A 24463-nucleotide genomic window follows, 5' to 3' on the forward strand; every position below is an offset into this window, starting at 1 on the left:
TGCAAGATATAATTTCTCGCTAAACTGATCAAAAACCGGGCGCACTTAAAGAGAACGGTTTATCTGTTTCCGCCATGCCACGGCCTTTCGCAGGCTCAGGCCCCATTTGCAGCACCAGCCGCCCGCCAGCGGTAATATCGCTGTGGGTGATGTAATGTTTGCTGTATGGTTTCCCATTAAGCGTAGCTGATTGGATGTACACGTTTTTGCGGTTGTTGTTCAACGCTTCCACCACAAACTGTTTACCGTTTTCCAGGGTGATAGTGGCCTTGCTAAACACCGGGCTGCCGATCACGTACTGATCTGTTCCCGGGCACACGCTATAAAATCCAAGGGCGCTCAGCACATACCAGGAAGACGTTTGGCCCTGGTCTTCATCGCCCGGATAACCATTCGGCCCGGCGCTGTATACTTTGTCCATCACGTTCCGCACATGGTACTGTGCTTTCCAGGGTTGACGAGCGTAATTGTACAGGTAAATCATATGCTGAATCGGCTGGTTGCCATGCGCGTACTGTCCCAGACCGGCCACCACCATTTCTTTCATTTCATGGATCATCGATTTGTAGGACCCTACATTTACGGAATCCGATAACGAGAACACCGAATCGAGCCGCGCCGCGAAACGCTCCTCGCCGCCTACCAGGTTAATCAATCCCTGTGTATCGTGAAACACCGACCAGAGCCAGTGCCAGGCGTTGCCTTCCACGAACGGGCCGCCCCATTCGAACGGATCGAACGGTGTATGCCAGCTACCATCGGCCTTGCGGGCACGCATAAAACCGGTAACGGGATCGTATACGTTGCGGTAATTATACATCTGCTTCGCGAACAGCTGCTCGTAAAATTTGTTGCCCGTCGCCTTCGCCAGCTGGTAAGCGCAGAAGTCGTCGTACGCATACTCCAATGTTTCCGACACCGCACCATATGGCCCAGGGTACGATACATATCCTAACTGGAAATAATCCTTCCAACCTTCACGACCGTTCGACGGCCCATGCGGACCTTTATTCGCCGCCTCATGCCAGTAAGCCTTCAGCGCCTGTTCCGGATCGAACGTACGTATCCCCTTCATCCACGCATCGGTTAGTAAAGAGATGGCATGATTGCCCACCATACTGCCGCCCTCGCCGGGAAACGACCAGGAAGGGAACCAGCCGCATTGCTGCTGTGCATCCAGCAAAGCTTGCATATAACGGCCTTCCATCTGCGGATGTAAGATGGTATTGAGCGGGAACTGCGCGCGAAAAGTATCCCAAAAGCCATTGTCGGTGTACATATAGCCGTTATGCACCTGTCCGTCATACGGACTGTAATAATAAGGCTCCCCCTGTTCGTCATATTCGAAAAACTGGTGGGAGAAAAGGTTGGCGCGGAACAGGCAGGAATAGAACGTAGCTTTCTCTTCCTCTGTGCCGCCTTCTACCAGCACGCGGTTAAATAGTTTGTTCCAGCTTGCCTCTGCCGCTTTTTTTGTGGAGGCAAAGTCGCCCTTCAGCTCCTGCTGTAACGTACGCAGCGCCTGCGCTTCGCTGATATAGGAAGATGCGACCTTCACTTGTACTGTCGCTCCCTTTTTGAAGCGAATGTAAGCACCGGCGCCCCTGCCCTCTTGCCCGGCCTGCCCTTCGTGCGTTTCGTTGCTTTTATTATCCCAGGTCCCGAACACCTCGAACGGCTGGTTAAACTGGATCACGAAATAGTTGCGGAAGTTTTTCGGGATGTAGCGGCCATTATTCACCCAGCCTGTGATCTGGCGCGTTTGGGGCGAGATCTTTACGCCACTCATTTTATCGTATCCATCTAACACGATATAAGCTGCCTGCCCTGCAGGGAATTTAAATTGCAGATGCGCTCCCCGTTCTGTGGGCGACATTTCTGTAGTGATCTTATTGTCGAACGTGACTTTGTAATAATGCGGATGCGCCGTCTCCTGCTCATGACTAAACGCAGATGCGCGCTCGTCTTCATTCACCACCAGGCGGCCTGTTTCAGGGAAGAGGGAGAACACCGCGTAGTCGAGCGACCAGGGACTGCACTGGTGCGTTTGTTGGAAACCGCGGATGGTTTTTGCTTTATATTGATACTTCCAACCGTTGCCATTTTTACCCGTTTGCGGCGACCAGGCGTTCATACCAAAAGGTAGTGATGTGGTTGGATGCGTGTTACCGTAACTGAGCACAAACTCGGAATTAGTGCCCTGCAGCGTGCTTGCATACTGGACCAGTGGCTTTTGCGCGCGGGCGCAGATCGTTATCAGCAGAAGAAAAGCGATTCGTGTAAAATGCATGGAATACTGTTTGTTTATACGCTATGGGCGGAAGATAATATCCGCCAACAGTAAACGATGCTTTTTTGTGATGAACGATTTACCAAAAGAAAAAGCCATCCGCGGTATACCGGGATGGCGTGTGGCGCTTACTGCGCCTCCAGATATTTTGATGGACTAAGCCCGGTTAGACGATACCAACCGCAGGCTTCCATGAATATGCTGTAGATTCCATGAATACCTCCTTTTCTTTGGTGAATGAAATTAAAGCTATCGAATATTTCTGAATATCTCGCAAAACAAAATGTTAAAATCGCATGGCAGAGTTAACCACATTTATCGGTATTGGCGCAGGGATTTGTACTGCCATTTCACAACTACCACAGCTTATCAAAATCATCAAAGAGAAAAAGGCAGATGACATCTCCTACTTCATGGTTACCATACTACTCACCGGCGTCACCGCCTGGACCTGGTACGGCATCCTGCAGGAAGATTATCCCATCATTGTTACCAATGCATTTTCTGTTGTGCTGGATTTACTGCTGCTGATCTTTACGATCAAATACAAGAACCGGCGTTAGGAAGGCCGGTCGCGTGTGTTACGGATTAAGCCGATACCGGCAAAGAAAAAGATGGCGCCCAGGACGCCGTAGATGATGATGGATTTGATATTTCTCATTCCTTCCCCGCCGTTCATAAAGTTCACACCTGCCATAATAAGGCCTACAATGCCCAGGAAAGTGAGAATGATACCGATGACGCGTTTTTCCATAATGGCTTTTAGGATGTCCATATCAAAAGCTGTGCCCGCAAAAAAGGCGGCCTAAAGCGCCGCCCTTTCCCTGATGGTCTCATATTTTTGATCGACGAGCAACACGCCGTTCTCGAACACCGTCACCAGCTCATCTGCTAGCTCCGGTTGCTCCTCTTCCCGTAAAGTCTGAAACTGCCCGTCCACTTTCACCAGCTTCAGGCGGCCGGCTTTGGATTGTTTAAAGGATTTGACCAGTTGACCGTGACCGTTCAGCTCCGTCGGATTTTTGCGCACATCTACATTTTCGCCGTTTACCTCTGCAAAAGAACATTTGAAAGCGAACTTCTGTGTATCGCGGTCTACTTTCTGGAGCAGCGCACCACCCATGCCCAATACCAGGTTTTCGGCACTGATGCGGTTTACCCGCAGCGCATCGTAGATCGCACGAATGCTGTGGATGTTCACCCCGTCACCCTGTATCACCCTCACCTGGGAAGGAAGTACCTTGTAACCTTTGCCGTTCACCGTATACCCGAACTTATCAAACAGGATATCGAACACCCGTAACAGCGTAAATACCGGGTCGCCGCTGTCGGGGCGGATAACGAGTGTACCCTGGCGGCTCAGTACCATTTCTTTCAGCTCACCCCCCCAGTATTCGGCACAGGCGCGGAAAATGTCGTAGGAGTCAGATACACAAGCTACCGTACCCGTCGGGAACGTGCGTAACACATGTTTGAATACTTCCAGCTCCCCGGCTTCCCCTTTCAGGGTGCAGATAGAGTGTTCCGTAGCAGGGATGGAAAGGCCGTATACCTTATCTGTTCCATAGAACTCCTGCGCGAGCAAAGAGCCAACGATATTATCGCTACCCTGGAAGTTGAGCAGGTGCGCCGCACCACCCAGTCCCGCACTCTCCATAGAACTGGCGCCCCGTAAACCAAAGTCGTTCAGCACGAAGTCGATAAAGTCCGTATCCGCCGTTTCCCGGAAAGCTTCTGCCACCACCCTGCGCACTTCGCGGCTGAGCGTACCTACTGTAATCGGGTACCAGACCTGCAGCAGCAGCGTTTCCAGGAAGTTGGGAAGCCAGTAACATTCGTCATCGGTATTTTCGATCGTCATTAATACATTGCTTACAGGCACCGCCGTACCTTCTGGCACCGCCTTGATGCGGATCGGCAGATAGCCGTCGTACTTTTCGAGAATGTAATCGAACTTACTGCGTTCGAATACGTCGTTACGGCCAAACACCTGTACCAGCAGCTTCTCCGCTGCATCGATCTTTTCTCTTGTAATTACTTTTCCCGTGAGATACGCTTTCAGGAAGTACTGCAGCCCGAAGAACACGGTATTATCAAATTCACCGCCGCGGCTTTCGAGGTAGGAATACATGCGCGTTGTACCGGGATAGTACAGTTTATGGTGAGAGTACTTGTAGGCGTCGGATAACAAAATGAGGTTGTCTTGCGTTTTCATGGTCTTTGATTTTATAAGTCAACGTTGAGGTTTGCCAGCAGTTTTTTCACCAATGGGCGATGTTCTGGTGTTACCTGCTGTAGCATTTGCGGTAAAGCATCCAGGCCGAACCATGCCACTTCGGCAATATCGTCGCTTCCTTTTGCTTCCCCGCTGATATAATTCGTTTTATAGAAACTGGTGATGATCTTATCCACTTCACTGCGGTAACGCCAGTCGTCAATTTTCACAGATCCCACATACTCCATGGCTGTTGTTACCAATTCGCCACACTCTTCCCGCATTTCCCGCTCCGCCGCTGCTTCAAAGCTCTCGTCTGCCGGATCGGTAAAGCCACCCGGGAAACGCCAGAGGGCAGCGTTATGCCGCCTGCCGAGCAACACCTTTCCGTTATTCAACACGGCAATATCTACGGTCGGATAAACTTTCGGGTATACATTCTGATAGGCGTAGTTAATGCCCATCCTGAAGTCGTTGGAATCCAGCACACGATCTGCATTTACATCGCGGATAGCTGTGGCAGAATGTGTACCAACTTCCGGCAGCAGCTCCACCGGCAATTGTCCGCTATAATAGGGAGCAAAACTATTACGGCTGCCGTACAATACAAACCGCTCCTGCGGAAAAGCACTGGCCAGCAGGCTATCCAGCTGCTGACTCCACACCGCATCCGAAGGGTGATCGGCCAGTGGCAATACCACCAGTTCGGCGGCGTAATGTTTTAATAACTTTTCACGGGTATAGAAATCAAATGGATTCCGGCGGCTGCCCTTAACGGGTGTAACGCCGAGTAATACCACCACTTTGTTATGTTTCGCGCGTATCTCGTCGATCAGGTACGTGTGCCCTTCGTGCAGATAAGGTGTTTGAAACCTTGCGATGATGACTCCTGTGGTTTTCATTTTGCGTTGTTTACACGCAAATATAGTACGGAGAAATGTATCTGCCAAATATTGCGTCATAAAAACGCAAAATAAATTATTAACGCTTCGTCATTGCGAATGAAATGAAGCAAACCTCGTGTGCAGTTTCCGCACAGAGCCCCACGTCAGGACAAACGCATAGACGGAGATAGTAACGAGTGCTCTTTCAAATCGTTATTTCGAATGAAAGGAAGCAAACTTCCGCTCTTATCTTCACGTTTGCGAACAATACACCTATATCTCGAAATTGATCCCCTGCTTCCGCTGTTTCAGGTAGCTCGCCTTGTTAAACTTATATATCCTGCTGGGCCTGCCTTTCCCTTCCGCCTTCGCAAATTCGTCTGTCTCCTGGAGGATGTCGAGGGCGAGCATTTTGCGGGAGAAGTTGCGGCGGTCGATGTCGCGGCCGAGCAGGCTGATATAAAGATGTTCGAGGTCAGCGAAGGAGAACTTGCGGTCGAGCAGTTCGAAACCGATCGGTTCGTAGCGTACTTTGAGGCGTACCCGGTCGATGGCGGTGGTTAGTATTTGGGCGTGATCGAATGCCAGTTCAGGCAATTCATCGATAGGGAACCATTGGGCATTAGCAGCATCTGTAGAAGCCTTCAGCTCCTGGTATTGAGAAGACTTCACCAGGCAGAAATAAGCGACCGATACCACATGCTGGCGCGGGTCGCGGTCGGGTTCACCGAAGGTGTATAACTGTTCGAGGTAACTAACGGTAATGCCTGTTTCTTCTTTCAGTTCACGATGCACGGCCTGCTCCAGGCTTTCACCGGGAAGCACAAAGCCACCAGGAATGGCCCAGGCATTTTTAAACGGCGCATACTTACGCTGGATCAGCAATACAGATACGCCATCCTGTTTGGAATAACCAAATACAACGGCATCTACAGCCAGCCTGATAGGAGAAGATTTAGCAGTCATACAACCTGCAATTTATGACAATCTTGGCTATCTTTACTTTAAACCGACTACGCATCATGTACCTGCTTATACCCGGAAGACACCAGTTACTCACGAAATTCCAGTTCTCTTACCTCCAACAAATCGTTCAGCAAGGCCTCGGCGGACAAACAGACGCATTCGGCAACACCCTACCGCACAGTAGCCCGGTTACAGCCGTAATATTTGCCGTAACCTCCGCGAATCATTCCGGCACCAGGCGTAATCCACTACCCTTTTACCTGCGCGCCCTGGCCATCGAAGCCATGGGAAACGATCTGGGCGTGCCGGTGTTCAGTTATGGGATAGACGATGTGGGCGAGCTGCCGAACTTCGCGAGCTACACGATCAAACGCTTACGGCATGACAGCGATTTCCAGTTCGAACTGACACCCGAAAACACCGTGGTCATTTGTTCTACACCGGTATTGCAGATGTATGCCGACCTCGGATACCGCATCCTGCCTGCCGAACTGGAAGACATAGCCACCTGGAAACACCATCAACCCATGCCCTGGGATATTGTAGAGAAGATCGCTTATAGCGACGACTGGCAAAATGAACCATTCGTTGTACAACATATGCTGCCCGCCGCGTACAACATATGGCGCAAATACCGCCAGGGCGAAAAGGTACAACTCCTGTTCCGCGACACCATGATCAGCAGCGACGGCGACCTCACCGAAACCCGTGACTACAACGTGTATGTAAGACAGATGGACGACATCGCCGAAATGAAATTTCGCGATACGGCTGCCTATATACAACCCGGCCGCATCGGCGACATAGGTTGCGCCGTAGGCTCATGGATCAAACTGGCCGGCAAAGAAGAAAAGCTGCGGGAGTCCGATTTCTATGGCATCGAAGTATCCCGCTATTTGTACGAGATCTGCCAGCAACGGAAGCTGAACGGCGAGTTCGAAAACCCGTTCGTATTTTTCTCCAAGAAGAACGCCGTTACCGGGCTCGTGTTCGAAAAACACTCGATGCAAACCATTCACACCTCTTCGCTCACCCACGAGATTATCTCTTACGGCCACCCCGGCGACCTGGAAAAGTTCATTCGCAACCGTTATGAAGAACTTGCCCCCGGCGGCATCTGGATCAACCGAGATGTGGTAGGCCCATACGATAAAGAGCAACAAGTACAAGTATGGCTGAACGCCGCCGACGGCAGCAACGACGATCCCTTCCGCGAATGTGACGATCGTCACACCCTGTCCGCCTACCTCGAAACCTTAAGCACCCAGGCCCGTTTCCTGCGCTTCGCCCGCGACTTCCGCGAACCTATAGCCTATACCCGTAAAGGCGAGCACTTTGTGATGCGCCTCCGCGACGCTGCCGAGTTTCTCAGCCGCAAAGACTACACCGACAACTGGCAAAGCGAAATGCACGAAACCTTCTGCTACTGGGACTTTAACGAATGGCAACAACAAATGACAGCCGCCGGTTTTTCCATTCATCCCGCCTCGAAAGCGTTCACAAACGACTGGATAGCAGCGCATCGCTGGAAAGGAAAAGTAGCACTGTTCAATGCCGACATGGAGCCAATGGAGTGGCCCGTAACAACCATGTTTTTAATGGGCGTAAAAGCCTGAGACTACTTGTAGTTAAACAGGTACATCATATTCGCCAACACCATCCGTTCACCGAACGAAGTATCCAACTGCACCCGCTTCATTAACGCCGCCGCATCCTTCGCATGCTGCGGCAACAATGCCCGCGTGTCTGTCCCGGATATACGTACCAGCAAATCACCCAGCACCAGCATCAACTGCCCGTAAGCAATGATGCCCGTCTCCTCCTTCACCTTACCCAGCCAGTTCGTGGTACGACGACGTACGATCACATAATCTACCTCCGGGAATAGCGACGCCTCCGGCGCCAGCCAGGCAGAGAGGCGAACCGGCTCGAGCGTGGCCACCTGTTTAAACAGCATGATCTGCGGTACATAATAGGCATTACCCAACTGCTGCTGCAACAAAGGCCGCGTCACGTTGTAAGCCCATATTTCGTCGGATACTGCGGGCGGAATATAAGTGATCAGCGAGGCGTCGAAATGTTCGATACATCCGGCACGGTTCACCCGCTGCCATTCCGCAAATAGCTGCGTACTGTTTGCAGGCACCGGGTAATTCACGCCACCCTGTGGATCGATAATGTATAACCCAAGCGTAGCCGTCATCTCCTGTACGAAAATGAACGCCTCTTTGCCGAAGAAATCCGGCCGCATATAGTTAAGACTGAAGCTGATGCCGGTATCAGCAAACCCCACGTAATCCTCTCCTACCACCCCTGATGGCCCGTTCCTGTATAAACTGAAATACACCCCCGTATGCATGTTACCGTAGTGCCAGGCATCCTGCTCCGGCTCCTGTTCGGGCGGCACGGGGATTTTGGCATCAAGATAGGCATTGATGGCATGGTCGCTAATGACAGAAGCGGCGGGGCGAAAAAAATAGAGGTCGAAGCTCATAGGTAGTGCAAAAGTAATCGAAATCTGTATTTTTGGAAGACAATCACCCGGTATGGCTGAAGAAGAACTTTTCCAATTGCATGAAACGGACGGTGAAGACCGCCCGGACGTGGTAATCATGATAGAACAGTCGCTGGGCATACAATACCCGGCAGAGGCATTGCTGCAAGTATTCACCTGGGACGGAAAAGCTGATGAAAGACATCTTCGTAGAGCGGCTCGATGTAGACCGGGAAGCCCTGATTCCCGCTGCTCATTTCTAACAAACCATTCAACCAACAATCTAACCATGAAACATCTCCTCCGCTTCGCCCTGCTGCTTGTCACCATACACACCTCCGCTCAATCCACGCAGAAGCCACCACTGCACGGTAAAAACTGGATGGCCATTACCGGTAAACCGATGGCCGCTACGGCCGGAGCGATGATCTTCCAGAAAGGCGGCAACGCGGTAGATGCAGCTTGCGCCATGTTAGCCGCTACCTGCACGATGTGGGATGTACTCAGTTGGGGTGGAGAAACGCAGGCACTCATCTACAACCCAAAAACAAAAAAGGTAATCGCCATCAACGCACTGGGCGTGGCGCCAACCGGCGCTACACCGACGTTCTATAAAAGTAAAGGTTATAGCTTTCCCCCGGAGTACGGACCACTGGCGGCAGTCACGCCTGGTACGGCCGGCGGGATCTGTCACATGCTGGCGGAGTATGGCACTATGAGCCTGAAAGAGATACTCTCACCTGCTATGGAAATGGCTGCCGGCTACCCGATAGAAGCACAAACGGCCAACAGCATCGAGCGCAATAAAAAGCTGATCAAAGACTGGCCTTACAGTAAAGCAGTATTCCTTACGCATCCCGGGGAAGAACGAGAAGCCCCGGAGCCAGGCGAGATCTTCGTACAGAAAGATCTGTTAGCGATGCTCACCAAAATGGTCGAAGCAGAACAAACAGCCCTGAAGAATAGGAAATCCCGCAAGGAAGCGATCATGGCAGCATACGACCGCTTCTATAAAGGTGACATCGCACAGGAGTTCGTGCGCGGCTGCCAGGAACAGGGCGGCCTTATTACCATGAACGACCTCGCTAAATGGAAGCCAGTCGAGGAAGAGCCCCTGCACGTTAACTACAAAGGCATCGAAGTATACAAACTCCAACCCTGGACGCAAGGCCCCATGCTCCTGCAAAGCCTGAACATCCTGGAGAACTTCGACCTCAAAAGCATGGGTTACAACTCGCCCGAGTATATTCACACACTCTACCAAACCATGAACCTCACGTTCGCCGATCGTGATTTTTACTATGGCGACCCCGCCTTCTCGAAAAACATCCCGATCAAAGGCTTATTGAGCAAAGAATACGCAAAATCAAGAGCCAGAGAAATCAACGCATCTTACAATAAAGCCAATAGCCAACCCGGCGATCCATATCCCTTCGAAGGGAAAAAGAACCCACTGCTGTCGTTACTTAAAATACGCGAAAGCCTGGGCGACACCTCCAACAAAGAACCAGAACGCTTCGTGCCCAAGCATGATGCCGTCACCGCGATGAACGATGCCTATCAAGACCGTCTCTGGCGTGGCACCACGAGCGTAGAAGCAGCCGACAAAGAAGGCTGGGTCGTATCCATCACCCCCAGCGGTGGCTGGATACCCGCCTGCATAGCTGGTCGTACCGGCATTGGCATGAGCCAGCGGGCACAGAGTTTTGTACTTGATTCGGTGCTCAGTCCATTCAACGTCATCGCCCCCGGCAAACGCCCACGTGTAACGCTCACCCCTTCCATGGCGTTGAAAGACGGCAAACCCTACCTCTCCTTTGCCGTGCAGGGCGGCGACACACAGGATCAGAACCTCCTGCAGTTCTTCCTCAACGTAACCGAGTTCGGGATGACGGTGCAACAAGCCACGGAAGCCGCCAACATCAACAGCAACCAGCTTTGGTTGTCATTGGGCGGCACAGCATTGAAGGACAGGCAGCCACGTGCGGGAAGCCTCTTATTGAACAGCAACACACCTGATAAAGCCCGGCAGACGCTGAAGGGCATGGGATATTCGCTCAGCTTCAGCGAGCGTACGAGCGGGCCGGTTAATGCGATTTATTTTGATTGGAAGCATGGGAGCCTTTGGGGTGGGAGTAGTAATCACGGGGAGGATTATGGGATCGGGTGGTGATAAAGACTACGGCCACTTAACCACTCTCCTGGGAACAAAATACCCCTTAATCATATTAGGGTTCCTTATGCAAATCTGTATATGCGTCTTATCAAGAAACCCTGCACCTTTATATAACTCATCCCCTTCAAAAAATACGCCTCTTACAGAATCAAATGGAGGCTCACCCAACTTCTTTAATTGCTTGTGAATGTTTTTTATTACCGCACAATCCAATCGCCTTATTATTTTGTCATTAGATTTCTCAAGACCTTTTGGATTTACATTTGAGGGCAATTCAGTACCCTCTGCTTTCGCAGTTTGGTCTAATGTTTCGTATGAATATTTTAGCAGGTCTATATACTTTTTGTCCGTAAGGTCCAGACAATTACCCAAACTAAATACTGCACCAATGACGGACGGATGATCAATCCTAACGTTGGGAGAAGGATTATTAGCATAGTGTAACGCCCGATCGTAGTTATTTTGCCAGAAGTAAATTCCATCTCCCAACCAATCCCAGGGATTATTACTTTGGTGTAAAAACGTTTTTCCGGTAACAACATCATCCCGCAACTTCTGAGAACAACCGTGAAAACCAATTGTCAGACCGGGATCTGAAGAATAGATAAAGTCAGCTGAGGCCATACATAAACAATGATGACGCAATATTAAGTAAATCTTTCAGAACTTATTTGCCAGCAGCTTTTTTAGCAGTGGATTTGCTCGCTGCGCTTTTTCCAGTGGAGGATTTTTCAGGAGACTTGGGGGCTACCATTATATCTCTTAATCCCAGATCATCAATAAAACGACTTGCCGCTTTTTTGGAAGCAGTAACGTCACGCCTTTGTTGAACAAGCGCGGCTTTTAGTCTTTTATATGATGTGTCGGTCATAAAGCAAAAATACAAATTCTTTTCCTATAAATACTGTACCCGGTACAGTATTTTAAACCACGGCGAAAGATGTGTAAACATTTGGCAAAAAACTATATACATAAAAAACACCGTCTCCCCCTAAAACAAAGCGGCCGGCCCTCCGGCCAGCCACTCCTATCATGACACCTCACTATATCACCCCTGTAATGCCATCATCACCTCACTCAACAACAACCCACTCCCGCCGCCATAATGCTGCACCAGCTTCACCTGCGACCTCTTAGCCACAAAGTATTCGCACAACGCCGCTTCCTCGTCCGCACTAATGCCCGGACCAAACAGCACTAAATCGAACGGTGTGCCGTTGAACAATGCCATCGCTTCTTTGTCGTCCTGCACCCCTACGCCGTTCCATTCTTCGCGTTTGTTGAGTAAACGCACAACGGTTTCCAGTATTTCGGGGTTGCGGCCGATGTATAATATGTTTGTCCTGATCATAAAAATGTTTTAACTCATCATCATCGGCACGTCCATCAGTAATACTTCTGCATCTTCAGAATTAGCCGTGATGTGTAAAGATGATTTATTCCAGATACCTAGTCCGTCGCGGCGATGCAGGGGGGTGTTATCGACGGTTACGTCGCCGCTTAACACGAATACGTATACGCCGTTGCCTGCTTTGCGCACTTTATAGTCGGTGCTGATGCCTTTATCGAAGCGGCCCATGTGGAACCAGGCATCCTGGTGGATCCATACGCCGGCATCGTCTTTACTGGGGGATAAGATCTGTTGTAATTTATTATGCCTGTCGGCTACGTTGAGCGTAAGCTGATCGTAACGCGGCGTGATATTCTTTTTATTCGGGAACAGCCATATCTGCAAAAAGCGGGTTGCCTTGTTTTTATTTTTGTTGTACTCACTGTGAAAAATGCCCGTTCCTGCACTCATCACCTGTATATCTCCGTGTTTGATCACGGCCACGTTACCCATGCTGTCTTTATGTTCCAGGTCGCCTTCCAGCGGGATGGAGATGATCTCCATATTATCGTGCGGATGCCGGTCGAAGCCCATGCCTGCCGATACCCAGTCGTCGTTCAGCACGCGCAGTACGCCGAAGTGCATACGTTCGGGGTTATAGTAATTTGCAAAACTGAAAGTATGATGACTATCGAGCCAGCCGTGATTGGCGTGGCCGCGGGTTTCTGCTTTATGTAATACCATATTGGGCAGGATGGCGGAGTTGGTATTTGGCAGGTGATTAAAACCCATCACGTCCAGCGCTTTCAGTTCGTCCACATCGTTCTTGATCACGTTGCCCATGGCCGCATTAGCTACGAACATGCCGGTGCCCAGCAATCCTTTCCTGATAAAATCTTTTCTTTCCATAGCGGTGGTGTTTATACAACAAATGTACCTATGCTGTATAACCCGGGCATTGAACTAGTTCAAGAAATTATTTTTTGGCGAGCCGCGTGCGTACTTTACTCAGGAACTCCGGCGAAAACCCCAAAAACGAGGCGATCTGGTGCTGCGGCGCACGCTGTGGAATGGTGGGATAACGTTCCAGGAAGTCGAGGTACTTCTGTTCGGCGGTGGTGGCGATGGTCTGGAACAAACGTTGTTGCAGCCGCGACAGGTTGCGTTGCACCATCAGCCTGAACATGCGCTCGAAGCGCGGCACCTGTTGTAACAGCTGCTCTTTCGTATCGGGATTCAGCATCAGCAGCTCACTATCTTCCAACGTTTCGATAAACAACCGGCTGGGCTGCTGTTCGTGAAAACTGGCAATGTCGCTCACCCACCAATTCTCGATCGCAAACTGCAACGTAATCTCCGCCCCCTGTTCATCCACATAATAACTGCGGATGCAGCCTTTATTGATAAAGCCTTCGAAACGACACACCTCCCCTTCCTGCAACAGGAACGTCTTTTTCGGCACGGTGCGATGTTCTAACAGGCTGTTAAACAACGCTACTTCGTCCGGCGTAAAGGCGGAGAATTGTTGGATGTATTGATTGATGGTGGTGAACATGCGGAGGTAAATATATTGATTTCCTTTGTAACCGGCAGCAGCACACTCCTCAGCCGCCGTTGTGTCACTCACTTCAACGGCAACAACCTACTCCAGCTTCCCCTCCTTCGTCGTTAAATACTGCTTCCTGTAGGTATACAACGCCTCTATCACCTTTCTCGGATTCTTCCGCTCAAACAACCATATCACAAACGTCGTAAAACGTATCAATCCCTTCGGACTTTTCAACGCCGTCGCCAGTTTAGAAATGCTCTGGTCACGGGCGGCCATACACGCAGCACGCGTAGCACCTTGTTTGCCATACAATTCCTCTGCAAAACTCCAGGCGCCATCGCGGGCGTTGCCGATGCTGAACTGGATGAGTACTGACTGTCCGTTCGCGGCGTGCAGGCCCATCAGGGAGAGGAACGGGGACAGGCGACTGATGCGGTTGGTCACGTCGTATGTCAGGGAACCGATGATGTTGTTGATGGCGAGAAAGTCTTTATGCAGACCTTGTATGTCGTTGGTGCCGGAGCAGTCTACCGAAGCGATGCCCAGGTCGTAGTTGATGTGGGCGTTCATGCCTAACAGGAGTTGCTGCAGGATCACGACGCGCCACTTACGGGCGGCTACGAACGATACTTCCCATGGGCCGCTGGCCTTTTGTTTGGCGCGTTGCTGGTGAACGGCCTCCAGGTAGCGGTTGGCGAAGAATACGTCGAGGCGTTCCATGCGGGCGCCGTCTTCGAACTCGTTATTCAGAATGCCTTCTTTCACGCGCACGGTTACTTTGTGGTAAAGGGCCGCAAAATAGCCCAGGCGGTCCTTACGCCGCATGCAATCTTCTATCAATGCTTCTAATTGGAGAATAACCTCGTCGATGGTGGTGGCCGGCTTCATGAGCAGGGTATTTTGGGGTGATGGAATATGGCGCAATATTACACGTTATTCTGTAAAAAAGGGCTATATTTCCGTGTCCATAAACCCACTACCTATGCCTCGCCTTACGGCTACACTGTTTTTCATCCTGTTATACGCAGGCCTCAGCGCCCGGCAGGACAGTACGCACCCATTCGTGGCCGATCGTAAACAGCACGATACCATCTATCGTAAACGTTTTCCCGCCTGGTATACACCTGCGAAAGTAGAGGAGATCAACGGCCTGGCCATTGGCCTGGAAGCGAAGAACATCAAGAACAAAAAGTACGATCTGCGTGATAGTCTCGTTGTACGCGGTATCAATGTAGAAGTACCACCACTCGGCCTCGCCGTGATGCCTTTCGCGATGGTACGCATGTTCACCGGCGTGTTTAATCGCCGCGATACCGGCCACATCGCGAACATCCAGTTAGGTAAATGGACACAAAAGATTTACGGCATCAACATCTCCGCCTGCAACATGGACGAGGAACGGCAGATCAATGGCCTCAACATCGCTGGTATGACCTTCGGCACCCGCATGAACGGTATTTCTTTCGGCACGCTGATGAACGCATCCGACATACAAAACGGACTAATGATCGCTGTAGTTAACAGGGCCACGAAGAGCCGCGGCATACAAGCCGGACTATTCAACGTCAGCGGCGATCTGCGCGGATTACAATTCGGCTTATGGAACAAGAACAGCAAACGTAGCCTGCCTTTTATCAACTGGCAATTCACTAAAGACAAACGGAACCAATAACATGTTACGCATCACCCTTATCCTGCTACTCACACTTTTTTCGATCATTACCAACGCAAACACAGACAGCACCTGGAAAGTACTCATATACCAACAGGGCAGGGAGATTGTACAACGCCCCGATATGAGCACCTTTGCGAAGACAGGCTTTTATCTGTATCGTCATGTAGTCTATGGCGTTACCCTCAAAGGCCCTACCTACATGCGTAACGCCGAGCTGATAGACGTAGTACCCGACACCCTGCGCTTCGTGATCCACGCGCCCGCAGGGCGTTACCCGGATACCGTGTCTGTACATTACCGCGAGGTAGAACTGCTTTCGTTGCAACCGGCGTTGCAGGTAAGTCCGCAGTTGCTGAAATTCTATGACTTCAGGTTTGTGAAAGATACCGGCAGCAACTACATTCCCGGTCGCGCCGCCTACACCTGGGACAAAGACGGGAACAGGATCGAATACGAAGCCCTGCCCCGCCTTACCCGTAGTGGCATCGACACGAGCTTCGTTCCGCACGGCATCTCTATCCGGGAGTATAGCCTCACCCCGGATCCCTCTTTGCGTGACACGATCTATCGTAAAAGAAATGTATTCGGTTTCACCCCCGGTAAACGCGAAGAAATCAACGGCCTCTCCTTCGGCTTTTGGACGCGCAACCGCAAGAACAAAAAGTATAAAGTACGTGACTCCCTCGTAACCCGCGGCGTAAACATAGAACTACAGCCGCTCGTGCTCGTCGGACTTTTCGTATGGCCCTACCTCTCCGTAGATCCCGACGAAACCGACACCTTCGAAAAGTATGTAGAAGAGGGTCAGTATAAATGGGAATCAAAAATTTACGGCTTCAACGTATCCCTGTTAAACGGTGGCCCGCGGCGTATTTACGGCATCAACCTAAGTGCGACGATTACTTCCGCTGATGAGATACACGGCCTGACGATCAGCCCGATCGTGAATTGGAGTTACATTCAGAAAGGCACCGCCATCGCCCTTGTGAACCGCGCGTTCAAAACACGCGGCTTTCAACTGGGACTGTTCAACAAAAGCTTCGACCATCGCGGTTTGCAGATCGGCCTGTGGAACCGCAACGCGAAACGTGGGTTGCCGATTATTAACTGGCAGCTGAAAGGTGTTAAGGAAGCAGAGTAGTGCGCACCTTCTCTCCGCAGATTGCAGGCGATGGTCTAACCTTATGGGGCGACTGAAATTGTTCGGCACGCAAACTCCTCCCCGCAGTATGATACCATATCAGATTGCTCTAATAGTTGAGACTGGTAAAATTGTAGTCAATAAGATTCAAAAAAACAATGCGCAAAGGGCCCCGAAAGGGCGTCGAAAGGGCCTGGCTCCATCCTGGCTTGCTGTTACGTGGCTGTATCCTTCGAAGATGCCCGTAAACAGGATGTTTTACGTATGCAGGGCGCAGCACTTTTTAGCAGGGATGTGGAAAGGATGTTGGGAGGATCGGGCAAGGATGGCCGTTTCCATGGGCGGGACGACTTGTATCCACGTAACAGCCGCTGCGTTTGTCAGAGGCTTTAACACATTTAAAACGTTAGCAACACACTTATATAACCATTTGTTAATGAAATAATTAACACTGCTAAAACGGCATAATTTTTGCCATCTAACCCGCCCAAAACAACAGCTTATGAAGATGAAAGAGTTTAACGCATTCATGTCCGGCGCCAGCGGCAAGATTGGCGACCTGGTGTACAGCCAGCGCAACGGCGACACCTGCGTGAGCAGGGCTCCCAGGAAGCGGCCGGGCAACGGCACGCCTGCGCAGGCAAGGGCACGCAGGGAATTTAGTACGGCGAACCTGTTTGCCAATGTGGTACTAAAGGACGAAACGCTTTACAACACCTACCACCAGCTACGTCTGAAGGGATGCAATGTGCAGAACATGGCGGTGAAGGACTTCTACGGGGTGCCGGAGATACTGGAGATCGCCGTTGCCGGGCAGCATATCTTCGTAAAGGCGATTGATAATGTGTGGGTAGCGAATGTGTCTGTCGCGTTGTACGATGCAGACGGCAGCCTGCTCGAATCGGGCAATGCCGTGGTGGCAGACAGGGGCAAGACGAAACGACGGAAGTCTTCCGAATGGACGTACACGATAAACACTTCCACGCAGATAAGCCGGATGGTGGTGACTGCGCTCGACATGCCGGGAAATACAGCAGTGGAGGAGGTCTACCCGGGCGTTGCCGTTGAAGTGAGTGACACAACGGGGGCTAGGGAGAGTGATAATGCTGGTGCAATAATCGAGGAACCAATGATCGCGGAATTGCAGTACGAAACGGGCAACAACATCGCAGCAAACACACTACCCCAAATACCAATAGTCCCGATGCTTCAACCCCAACCGAACCTCACTCCCGACAGCCATCCCGCCTTCAGGGATGTGCACCACGATCACCTCGCCGTTCACGAGCACTTCGGCCTCGTAGGTGTGGCCGATGAAATCGAGGCGTTGGAGGGTACCGGGGATGCCGCCTTCAGCAACGATGGCGACTTGCTCCGGACGCAGGAACAGGCCGGGTTGAGTGTCCGGGAAGATGGACTGCTTCAAAATGGTATAACGGCCGAACAAGCCGGCAGCGTAAGGACTGGCGGGTTGGCGGTAAGTAACTTCGGGACTGGCCTGCTGCACGATCCCGCCGTCTTTCATGAGGATGATTTCGTCGGCCCACGACAGGATGTCCAGCGGGTCGTGGGATACGAGCAGGATGGTGATGCTGAGCTTTTCGCCGATGTCGGCGATCACAGCCTTCAGGGTTTGTTTATGTACCAGGTCGAGGTTGGAAAAGGGTTCGTCGAGCACGAGCAGTTTAGGCGAAGTAGCCAGTTGCCGCGCCAGGGAGATCCGTTGCTTCTCGCCGCCGGAAAGCTGGGTGGTCCAGCGTTTCAGGAGGTGATCGATGCGACAGATGCGGTATAGTTCTTCGGAATCTTCGTCGTAGAAAAGGTTGGCGTAGGCCAGTTCTTCTTCCACCCGATAATTATTACGCAACTCGTAATGCTGCGAGAGGTACGCAATACCGGGATGACCTGGCATCAGCTTTTCATGGATCCCTTTCACCTTTTTACCATTGAACCAAACGAGGCCTTCGGACGCCTGTCCGAGCCCGGCCACTATTTTTAACAGGGTACTTTTACCGGAACCAGATTCCCCTGCGATGGCTATTTTCTGAAGGGACTGCTGTGTGAAACTGATCCCTTTTAACACTTCTTCCTGACCTTCCTTTTTGCGGATGTCGGTGACCTGTAATAAATTCATAAGACGCCCAAAAGTAAGCCCCGCCGTCATCTTAAAAAAAACAAATATTCTCCGGCCTATTTATTAATTTTACTTAGCGACTAATTCCACAATTCCTTACTTATACATGGAGCCGATACCACGTTCAGAAAAGATGCTGCTCATGCAGGCAGCGGAGGGCGACCAGGCCTCCTTTTCGGCGTTGTTCCATGCTTACAAACACAAACTTTACGGCTTCCTCGTCCGCATTACCGACGCTCCGGGTATGGCGGAAGATATTATCCAGGATGTGTTCCTGCGCCTCTGGAACAAACGGGTGGAGCTGACGGACATCGACAACTTCGGCGCTTATTTATTCCGCATGGCGCAGAACCAGGCGCTCAACGCACTGAAACGCCGCGCCCGGGAGTACCAATACATCGCCTCCCTGCAGGAACCGGTGGCACCAGCGGAAGCAGAGACCGCGCTCAACATGCGTGAAGTGCAGGCCAAGCTGGAAAATGCCGTGGCGCAGCTGCCGCCGAAGCAAAAGCAGGTGTTCACCCTCAGCCGCGATAAAGGACTGAAGCACGACGAGATCGCGCGTGAAATGAATATTTCGCCCGCTACCGTGAACAATCATATGATAGAAGCGCTGCGCACCTTGCGTAAGCATGTTGGCCCATACCTTTATACGTCAGGCAGTTATGCGTTGCTGACGTTCCTCTCTCCTCTTTTTTAAAAAAACTTTCAGACAGACTAGGTATATCTTCTTTTTCGGTTGTCATATTAGTGACGCAGCTTGTTCCACGTAGCTTCAGCATGCAATTAAACTGATACAAATGACGCCGACAGCCAGAATCCGGTACCTGGTAACCCAGTTCGTTTCGGGCACCTGTACACCACAGGAGCGCCACGAATTATTTGGTTACATCAACCGGTCGGAAAACGACGAAGCTTTAAAATCGGCCCTGGATGAGGCCTGGGCAGCTTACGAGCCCAACACGCCCATGCCGGATGACGTTTCGGAAAGGATCTTGTCTAACATCTACCCAACAAGCCAGCCCATGGTGGTAAAGCATCGCCGTAACCTTGGGTGGGCGGCCGCAGCAGCACTGGTATTGAGCGCAGGCGCTTTCTTCATATGGAAACCGGCTCCCCAACCTCGCATGCTGGCCACACCAACACCTCGCTACCAGAACGAAGTACAGCCCGGTGGTAATAAAGCCTTACTCACGCTCGCCGATGGCACGGTGATAGAGCTGGACAGTGCCGCCAATGGCGTCCTCGCCACACAGAACGGGGCGCAGGTTAAGAAGCTGGCGAACGGGCAGCTGGTGTACGATGCGACTGCTGCTAACGGTGCGCCTTCCGGCAATAACACCATGAGTACACCACGCGGCGGCTCCTATCGGCTGTCGTTGCCAGACGGCACGCAGGTATGGTTGAATGCTTCTTCTTCTATCACCTACCCCGTTAATTTCGCCGCAAACGAGCGCAGGGTAACGATTAGCGGGGAAGTGTACTTCGAGGTAACACCCGATGCAGCAAGACCTTTCCGGGTGAATGCACCGCAAATGGAAGTTCAGGTTTTGGGGACCAGCTTTAATATCAATGCCTATGAGGACGAGAGTGCCGTGCGCACGACTTTGTTGACCGGCGCCGTGAAGATCACTGCAGGCGCACAGGTGTCGTCGGTATTACAACCCGGGCAGCAGGCCAGCCTGAAACAACAATCACTCACCGTCGCCAATAATATCAATACAGAAGATGTAATCGCGTGGAAGAACGGTTATTTCCAGTTTAACGATGCCGACATGGCTACGGTGATGCGGCAGCTGGAAAAGTGGTACGATGTGGAAGTAGTGTACGAAGGCGAAGTTCCGAAACGCAGCTTTGGCGGGGGCATGCAGCGCTCCTTACCACTTACCCAGGTATTAAAGATCCTGGAAGAGAACGATGTACAATTTAAAGTGACCGGCAATAGAATCACTGTTATGAAATAAAAACTGAGTTATAAAAACCAATACGTTATGAAGTAGTCATCATTCTTAAAGAGGCTTGCTCATAAAAAAGCCAGAAATGCGGGAACATCTCTGGCGGCATTTGATGAGCAGCCCGGAACAATCGGCAAGACAGTCCAATTACTCAACCAAACAAAGCAAAAGTATGCAAATTAGCTTTAACATTTTTTGCAGCCGCCGCGCCATGCCCATACCTCAGGCGCAAACCCGGCACAATGATGTGGTTAAGCAACGTTTTCCACGTTCAACTAAAATCTTGTTAGCGATGAAGTTAACATTACTATTGATCACCGTCGCCCTGCTGAATGCCAGCGCCTCCGGCGTTGCGCAGTCTGTCAGTTTTTCCGGTACCAACGTACCGCTGCGCGCCGTGTTTGCCGCCATTAAAAAACAAACCGGGTATGTTGTTTTCTATGACAACGACTTGCTGAAAAGCAGCAAACCGGTAACGTTGCACATGAACGGTGTGAGTGTAAAAGACTTACTGGCTGCGTCTCTGCGCGACCAGAGCCTTGCTTACTCCATCACCGACAAAACGGTAACGATCCGTAAACATGCGCCCTACATCCTGCCCTTTACGCCCAACGTGGCACCTGCCGTGGTAAACATCACGGGTAAGGTGATCGATGATGAGGGGCAGTCGCTCCCTGGCGTAACGGTAGTGGTAAAGAACACACAGAACGCTACGGTGACCAACGACAGCGGCATCTATCGCCTGCGCGGGGTGCCTAACGATGGGGTGATCGTATTCAGCTACATTGGTTTCGAAAGACAGGAAATACCCGTGGCAGGACAAAGCCGCGTAGACATTACCATGGCCAAGGCTGCGAATAGTGGCCTGGACGAAATTGTGGTAGTGGGATATGGTACGCAGAAGAAGAGCGACCTTACCGGCGCAGTAGCCTCTGTAAGCGGCGAGCAGATCACCAACCGTAAAACCACCCAGATATCCCAGGCACTGCAAGGTGCGATGCCGGGCGTAATGGTCACCAGGAGCAGCAATGCGCCGGGCGCCACGGCTTCTGTTCGTGTGCGTGGTATTACCACCATGAGTGATGAAGCAGCACCGCCGTTGATTATTCTCGATGGTGTGCCGGTAGATGATATCAACTCTGTAAACCCGAACGACGTAGAATCTATTTCTGTATTGAAAGATGCGGCTTCTTCGTCTATCTACGGTGCCCGTGCAGCTTCCGGCGTGGTGGTGATTACGACGAAACGTGCGAAGAGCGGACAGATGGCATTAGACTACACCTATGAATATGGCGTGGAGAAACCTACCAAACTGCCCCAGTACGTGGATCCGCAGCGCTACATGCAGCTGGTGAACGAACTTCGTTGGAACGACAATGGTAATAACGCCAACGAATATCCAACGTACACCAAAGATCTCGTCGACAATTATTATACACTCAATAAAGAGAATCCTGATCAGTACCCGGTAACCAACTTCCGCGACCTGATCCTGAAAGATGCGGCTCCCCGCCAGACCCACCTGCTCACGCTTTCCGGCGCCGGTAAAACATTGCGCAGCCGGGTGTCTTTGGGGTATGATAAATCAGAAGGATTGTATGACCAGCGTGGCTACGAAAGGGTGACTGCGCGCGTGAACAACGACCTGTTCTTCAATAAATATATCAACGCCAGCGTAGACTTCAACTTCCGCCGCACAATGGTAGATCGTTCTACCGTGAAGGCAGATGGTTATGACGACGAGCCTTTTTACAAGATGGGCATCATGCCGGGCATTTATGCCGGGGAGTGGTCTGACGGCCGCCTGGCTTCCGGTAAAGACGGTGCTAACATCCTCGGTCAGCTGAAGTACGGTGGTTTTAAAAAGGAATGGTACAACCAGGCTGGCGCTAAAGTAGCGATAGACGTCATGCCGGTAGAAGGTTTAAAAGTATCGGCTGTCGTATCGCCTTTCCTGAACTTCGATAAAATAAAACGCTTCCAGAAGAGAGCCCCGTACACCGCATGGAACAACCCCGGAACGGTAGCCGGCTACCTCGAAGGATTGCCAGAAACGAAACTGGAAGAGAGCCGAAATGACAACTACCGTTATACCATCCAGTTCCTCGCTAACTACAACAAGAAGTTCGGTAAACACGACTTCGGCGTGCTGGCAGGTTACGAGTACTTCCGTGCCTTTAATGAAGGCCTGGGTGCTTCCCGCGGCCAATATGGCTTATCTAACTATCCTTACCTTAATCTCGGTCCGCTTGAGTTCAGGGATAACAGTGGTACTGCCAGTGAAAATGCCTACCGCTCTGTATTCGGACGCGTATCCTACAGCTTCTCTGACAAATACCTGATCCAGGGTAACCTGCGGTACGACGCGTCTTCCCGTTTTGCTTCCGGCTATCGCTGGGGTGCCTTCCCGTCGGTTTCTGCAGGTTGGGTAGTAACGGGTGAAGAGTTTATGAAGAGCACCGAGAAATGGCTGTCGTTCCTGAAACTGCGCGCATCCTGGGGTTCCCTGGGTAATGAACGTATCAAGGGTAACTATCCCTACCAGGCAATCCTTTCCTTCGAAAACAGTTCGCTGTTTTACCAGGGCAACACCGTGGTATCGGGCCAGTCAGCGGCGCAGTGGCAGTACGCTATCCGCGACATTTCCTGGGAAACCACGGAGTCTTACAACTTTGGCGCAGACGTCAACTTCCTCAACAATCGTTTACGCGTTACGGCCGACTACTTCAAAAAGACCACCCGCGACATCCTGCTGGAGTTGGAGATTCCCGACTACATCGGCTTCGACAACCCGTTCCAGAACACAGGCCGGATGTATACGAACGGTTGGGAGTTACAAGCTAACTGGAACGATCGTGTAGGCGATTTCAGTTACAGCATTTCCGCTAACCTGTCCGACTTCCGGTCCAAGATGGGCAACCTGGGCGGCACAGAATTTATCGGCGACCAGATCAAGATCGAAGGCAGTGAGTTTAACGAGTGGTATGGTTACGTTTCAGAAGGCCTGTTCCAGACGGCGGCCGACGTGGCCAAATCGCCGGTAACTGCCGCTACCGTAAAAGCAGGCGACGTGAAGTACCGCGACATCAGTGGCCCGAACGGTGTACCTGATGGTAAAATTTCGCCTGAATACGACCGTGTGCTGCTTGGAGGTTCATTGCCCCGTTACATGTACGGCGGCTCCATCAGCGCAGGTTATAAAAACATCGACCTGAGCATCTTTGTGCAGGGCGTTGGTAAAAGGAATGTGCGCCTTACGCCTGACATGATACAACCGCTGCGCGAGAACTTCGGCAACTTCCCTACCGTGATCGACGGCAGCAGCTGGAGCGCTTATAAAACAGAGGCGCAGAACCTGGCAGCCCGCTATCCGCGCTTCACCAATACATCAGCAGGTAACAACTATGCAATGTCCGACTTCTGGATGTTTAACGGTCGCTACTTCCGTTTAAAGAACGTGAGCCTGGGTTATAACCTGCCGCGCGAACTGGTGAACAAAGTGCATATGCAGAACCTGCGTGTGTACGCTACTGCCACCGACCTGTTTACACTGAACAAGTATCCTAAAGGTTGGGACCCTGAGCAAAGCAATCTTACTTATCCCATCACCACCGGTTTTGTTATCGGTGCATCTGTTAAATTCTAAAACAGCGC

Annotated in this window: 22 protein-coding genes; 8 read left to right on the top strand and 14 right to left on the bottom strand. The window is 51.3% G+C overall.

Annotated elements, in window-relative coordinates:
* Nucleotides 1-28: 28 nt before the first annotated feature.
* Entirely contained in the window at nucleotides 29-2290 is a 2262-nt protein-coding gene (locus MKQ68_RS14860; RefSeq protein WP_264279815.1) for a GH92 family glycosyl hydrolase, read from the bottom strand.
* A 296-nt stretch (nucleotides 2291-2586) separates the two neighbouring features.
* Here MKQ68_RS14860 and MKQ68_RS14865 point away from each other — a divergent pair, with 296 nt between their 5' ends.
* Complete coding sequence (locus MKQ68_RS14865; RefSeq protein ID WP_264279816.1) at nucleotides 2587-2853, top strand: SemiSWEET family sugar transporter; 267 nt, start codon at nucleotides 2587-2589, stop codon at nucleotides 2851-2853.
* Here the strand turns inward: MKQ68_RS14865 and MKQ68_RS14870 are convergent.
* The 4 genes from MKQ68_RS14870 to MKQ68_RS14885 form a co-directional block, all read right to left on the bottom strand.
* The gene (locus MKQ68_RS14870; protein ID WP_244839486.1) at nucleotides 2850-3065 is read right to left on the bottom strand and encodes a hypothetical protein; all 216 of its coding nucleotides are present in this window, start codon (nucleotides 3063-3065) and stop codon (nucleotides 2850-2852) included. The genes MKQ68_RS14865 and MKQ68_RS14870 overlap by 4 nt on opposite strands.
* Nucleotides 3066-3095: 30 nt before the next feature.
* A complete protein-coding gene (locus tag MKQ68_RS14875) occupies nucleotides 3096-4505 on the bottom strand; it encodes a nicotinate phosphoribosyltransferase (protein WP_264279817.1) in 1410 nt (469 codons plus the stop codon).
* Nucleotides 4506-4516: 11 nt separating this feature from the next.
* A complete protein-coding gene (locus tag MKQ68_RS14880) occupies nucleotides 4517-5407 on the bottom strand; it encodes an NUDIX domain-containing protein (protein WP_244839490.1) in 891 nt (296 codons plus the stop codon).
* A 255-nt stretch (nucleotides 5408-5662) separates the two neighbouring features.
* Nucleotides 5663-6355, bottom strand: a complete 693-nt coding sequence (locus MKQ68_RS14885) for an NUDIX hydrolase (protein WP_244839491.1) — start codon at nucleotides 6353-6355, stop codon at nucleotides 5663-5665.
* A 56-nt stretch (nucleotides 6356-6411) separates the two neighbouring features.
* Between MKQ68_RS14885 and MKQ68_RS14890 the strand changes: the two genes are divergently transcribed.
* Nucleotides 6412-7971 carry a class I SAM-dependent methyltransferase gene (locus MKQ68_RS14890; RefSeq protein WP_264279818.1) on the top strand — a complete coding sequence of 520 codons (1560 nt, stop codon included), beginning with the start codon at nucleotides 6412-6414 and terminating at the stop codon, nucleotides 7969-7971.
* 2 nt (nucleotides 7972-7973) lie between these two features.
* Here the strand turns inward: MKQ68_RS14890 and MKQ68_RS14895 are convergent, their stop codons facing one another.
* On the bottom strand, nucleotides 7974-8849 hold the full coding sequence (locus MKQ68_RS14895; RefSeq protein ID WP_244839495.1) for a hypothetical protein: 876 nt from the start codon (nucleotides 8847-8849) through the stop codon (nucleotides 7974-7976).
* Nucleotides 8850-9138: 289 nt separating this feature from the next.
* Between MKQ68_RS14895 and MKQ68_RS14900 the strand changes: the two genes are divergently transcribed.
* Complete coding sequence (locus tag MKQ68_RS14900; RefSeq protein ID WP_264279819.1) at nucleotides 9139-11022, top strand: gamma-glutamyltransferase family protein; 1884 nt, start codon at nucleotides 9139-9141, stop codon at nucleotides 11020-11022.
* Between the two features lie 6 nt (nucleotides 11023-11028).
* Here MKQ68_RS14900 and MKQ68_RS14905 read toward each other — a convergent pair whose 3' ends face one another.
* The 6 genes from MKQ68_RS14905 to MKQ68_RS14930 all read right to left on the bottom strand — a co-directional run bounded on the left by MKQ68_RS14905 (nucleotide 11029) and on the right by MKQ68_RS14930 (nucleotide 14792).
* Entirely contained in the window at nucleotides 11029-11649 is a 621-nt protein-coding gene (locus MKQ68_RS14905) for a hypothetical protein (protein ID WP_264279820.1), read from the bottom strand.
* Nucleotides 11650-11692: 43 nt separating this feature from the next.
* On the bottom strand, nucleotides 11693-11896 hold the full coding sequence (locus MKQ68_RS14910) for a hypothetical protein (protein ID WP_244839497.1): 204 nt from the start codon (nucleotides 11894-11896) through the stop codon (nucleotides 11693-11695).
* A gap of 177 nt (nucleotides 11897-12073) precedes the next feature.
* On the bottom strand, nucleotides 12074-12376 hold the full coding sequence (locus MKQ68_RS14915) for a response regulator (protein WP_244839498.1): 303 nt from the start codon (nucleotides 12374-12376) through the stop codon (nucleotides 12074-12076).
* A gap of 9 nt (nucleotides 12377-12385) precedes the next feature.
* A complete protein-coding gene (locus MKQ68_RS14920; RefSeq protein ID WP_264279821.1) occupies nucleotides 12386-13264 on the bottom strand; it encodes a pirin family protein in 879 nt (292 codons plus the stop codon).
* A 67-nt stretch (nucleotides 13265-13331) separates the two neighbouring features.
* Complete coding sequence (locus MKQ68_RS14925) at nucleotides 13332-13982, bottom strand: Crp/Fnr family transcriptional regulator (RefSeq protein WP_264279822.1); 651 nt, start codon at nucleotides 13980-13982, stop codon at nucleotides 13332-13334.
* A gap of 15 nt (nucleotides 13983-13997) precedes the next feature.
* Entirely contained in the window at nucleotides 13998-14792 is a 795-nt protein-coding gene (locus tag MKQ68_RS14930) for a DUF5995 family protein (RefSeq protein ID WP_264279823.1), read from the bottom strand.
* Between the two features lie 94 nt (nucleotides 14793-14886).
* Here MKQ68_RS14930 and MKQ68_RS14935 point away from each other — a divergent pair, with 94 nt between their 5' ends.
* Together MKQ68_RS14935 and MKQ68_RS14940 are read left to right on the top strand one after the other, a co-directional pair.
* Nucleotides 14887-15576 (top strand): LA_2272 family surface repeat-containing protein, encoded by a 690-nt coding sequence (locus MKQ68_RS14935; RefSeq protein ID WP_244839502.1) that lies wholly within the window; start codon nucleotides 14887-14889, stop codon nucleotides 15574-15576.
* A 1-nt stretch (nucleotide 15577) separates the two neighbouring features.
* Nucleotides 15578-16720 carry a hypothetical protein gene (locus MKQ68_RS14940; protein WP_264279824.1) on the top strand — a complete coding sequence of 381 codons (1143 nt, stop codon included), beginning with the start codon at nucleotides 15578-15580 and terminating at the stop codon, nucleotides 16718-16720.
* Nucleotides 16721-17494: 774 nt separating this feature from the next.
* Here the strand turns inward: MKQ68_RS14940 and MKQ68_RS14945 are convergent.
* Together MKQ68_RS14945 and MKQ68_RS14950 are read right to left on the bottom strand one after the other, a co-directional pair.
* Nucleotides 17495-17740: a hypothetical protein gene (locus tag MKQ68_RS14945; RefSeq protein WP_264279825.1), complete on the bottom strand. Its 246-nt coding sequence runs from the start codon at nucleotides 17738-17740 to the stop codon at nucleotides 17495-17497.
* Nucleotides 17741-17900: 160 nt separating this feature from the next.
* A complete protein-coding gene (locus MKQ68_RS14950) occupies nucleotides 17901-18854 on the bottom strand; it encodes an ABC transporter ATP-binding protein (protein WP_244839507.1) in 954 nt (317 codons plus the stop codon).
* Nucleotides 18855-18960: 106 nt separating this feature from the next.
* Between MKQ68_RS14950 and MKQ68_RS14955 the strand changes: the two genes are divergently transcribed.
* The 3 genes from MKQ68_RS14955 to MKQ68_RS14965 all read left to right on the top strand — a co-directional run bounded on the left by MKQ68_RS14955 (nucleotide 18961) and on the right by MKQ68_RS14965 (nucleotide 24455).
* Nucleotides 18961-19554, top strand: coding sequence for an RNA polymerase sigma factor (locus tag MKQ68_RS14955; RefSeq protein ID WP_264279826.1), 594 nt, complete (start codon nucleotides 18961-18963; stop codon nucleotides 19552-19554).
* 100 nt (nucleotides 19555-19654) lie between these two features.
* Nucleotides 19655-20818: a FecR family protein gene (locus tag MKQ68_RS14960; protein WP_264279827.1), complete on the top strand. Its 1164-nt coding sequence runs from the start codon at nucleotides 19655-19657 to the stop codon at nucleotides 20816-20818.
* A 283-nt stretch (nucleotides 20819-21101) separates the two neighbouring features.
* The gene (locus MKQ68_RS14965; RefSeq protein ID WP_264279828.1) at nucleotides 21102-24455 is read left to right on the top strand and encodes a TonB-dependent receptor; all 3354 of its coding nucleotides are present in this window, start codon (nucleotides 21102-21104) and stop codon (nucleotides 24453-24455) included.
* Nucleotides 24456-24463: the final 8 nt, after the last annotated feature.

Origin of the sequence: Chitinophaga horti, from assembly GCF_022867795.2 — a bacterium.
Taxonomy (GTDB): Bacteria; Bacteroidota; Bacteroidia; order Chitinophagales; family Chitinophagaceae; genus Chitinophaga; species Chitinophaga horti.

Excerpts from the sequence above, each read along its gene's own strand:
- MKQ68_RS14860 (WP_264279815.1), bottom strand. The coding sequence starts at position 2,290 with ATGCATTTTACACGAATCGCTTTTCTTCTGCTGATAACGATCTGCGCC.
- MKQ68_RS14865 (WP_264279816.1), top strand. The coding sequence starts at position 2,587 with ATGGCAGAGTTAACCACATTTATCGGTATTGGCGCAGGGATTTGTACT.
- MKQ68_RS14870 (WP_244839486.1), bottom strand. The coding sequence starts at position 3,065 with ATGGACATCCTAAAAGCCATTATGGAAAAACGCGTCATCGGTATCATT.
- MKQ68_RS14875 (WP_264279817.1), bottom strand. The coding sequence starts at position 4,505 with ATGAAAACGCAAGACAACCTCATTTTGTTATCCGACGCCTACAAGTAC.
- MKQ68_RS14880 (WP_244839490.1), bottom strand. The coding sequence starts at position 5,407 with ATGAAAACCACAGGAGTCATCATCGCAAGGTTTCAAACACCTTATCTG.
- MKQ68_RS14885 (WP_244839491.1), bottom strand. The coding sequence starts at position 6,355 with ATGACTGCTAAATCTTCTCCTATCAGGCTGGCTGTAGATGCCGTTGTA.
- MKQ68_RS14890 (WP_264279818.1), top strand. The coding sequence starts at position 6,412 with ATGTACCTGCTTATACCCGGAAGACACCAGTTACTCACGAAATTCCAG.
- MKQ68_RS14895 (WP_244839495.1), bottom strand. The coding sequence starts at position 8,849 with ATGAGCTTCGACCTCTATTTTTTTCGCCCCGCCGCTTCTGTCATTAGC.
- MKQ68_RS14900 (WP_264279819.1), top strand. The coding sequence starts at position 9,139 with ATGAAACATCTCCTCCGCTTCGCCCTGCTGCTTGTCACCATACACACC.
- MKQ68_RS14905 (WP_264279820.1), bottom strand. The coding sequence starts at position 11,649 with ATGGCCTCAGCTGACTTTATCTATTCTTCAGATCCCGGTCTGACAATT.
- MKQ68_RS14910 (WP_244839497.1), bottom strand. The coding sequence starts at position 11,896 with ATGACCGACACATCATATAAAAGACTAAAAGCCGCGCTTGTTCAACAA.
- MKQ68_RS14915 (WP_244839498.1), bottom strand. The coding sequence starts at position 12,376 with ATGATCAGGACAAACATATTATACATCGGCCGCAACCCCGAAATACTG.
- MKQ68_RS14920 (WP_264279821.1), bottom strand. The coding sequence starts at position 13,264 with ATGGAAAGAAAAGATTTTATCAGGAAAGGATTGCTGGGCACCGGCATG.
- MKQ68_RS14930 (WP_264279823.1), bottom strand. The coding sequence starts at position 14,792 with ATGAAGCCGGCCACCACCATCGACGAGGTTATTCTCCAATTAGAAGCA.
- MKQ68_RS14935 (WP_244839502.1), top strand. The coding sequence starts at position 14,887 with ATGCCTCGCCTTACGGCTACACTGTTTTTCATCCTGTTATACGCAGGC.
- MKQ68_RS14940 (WP_264279824.1), top strand. The coding sequence starts at position 15,578 with ATGTTACGCATCACCCTTATCCTGCTACTCACACTTTTTTCGATCATT.
- MKQ68_RS14945 (WP_264279825.1), bottom strand. The coding sequence starts at position 17,740 with ATGTCGAGCGCAGTCACCACCATCCGGCTTATCTGCGTGGAAGTGTTT.
- MKQ68_RS14950 (WP_244839507.1), bottom strand. The coding sequence starts at position 18,854 with ATGAATTTATTACAGGTCACCGACATCCGCAAAAAGGAAGGTCAGGAA.
- MKQ68_RS14955 (WP_264279826.1), top strand. The coding sequence starts at position 18,961 with ATGGAGCCGATACCACGTTCAGAAAAGATGCTGCTCATGCAGGCAGCG.
- MKQ68_RS14960 (WP_264279827.1), top strand. The coding sequence starts at position 19,655 with ATGACGCCGACAGCCAGAATCCGGTACCTGGTAACCCAGTTCGTTTCG.
- MKQ68_RS14965 (WP_264279828.1), top strand. The coding sequence starts at position 21,102 with ATGAAGTTAACATTACTATTGATCACCGTCGCCCTGCTGAATGCCAGC.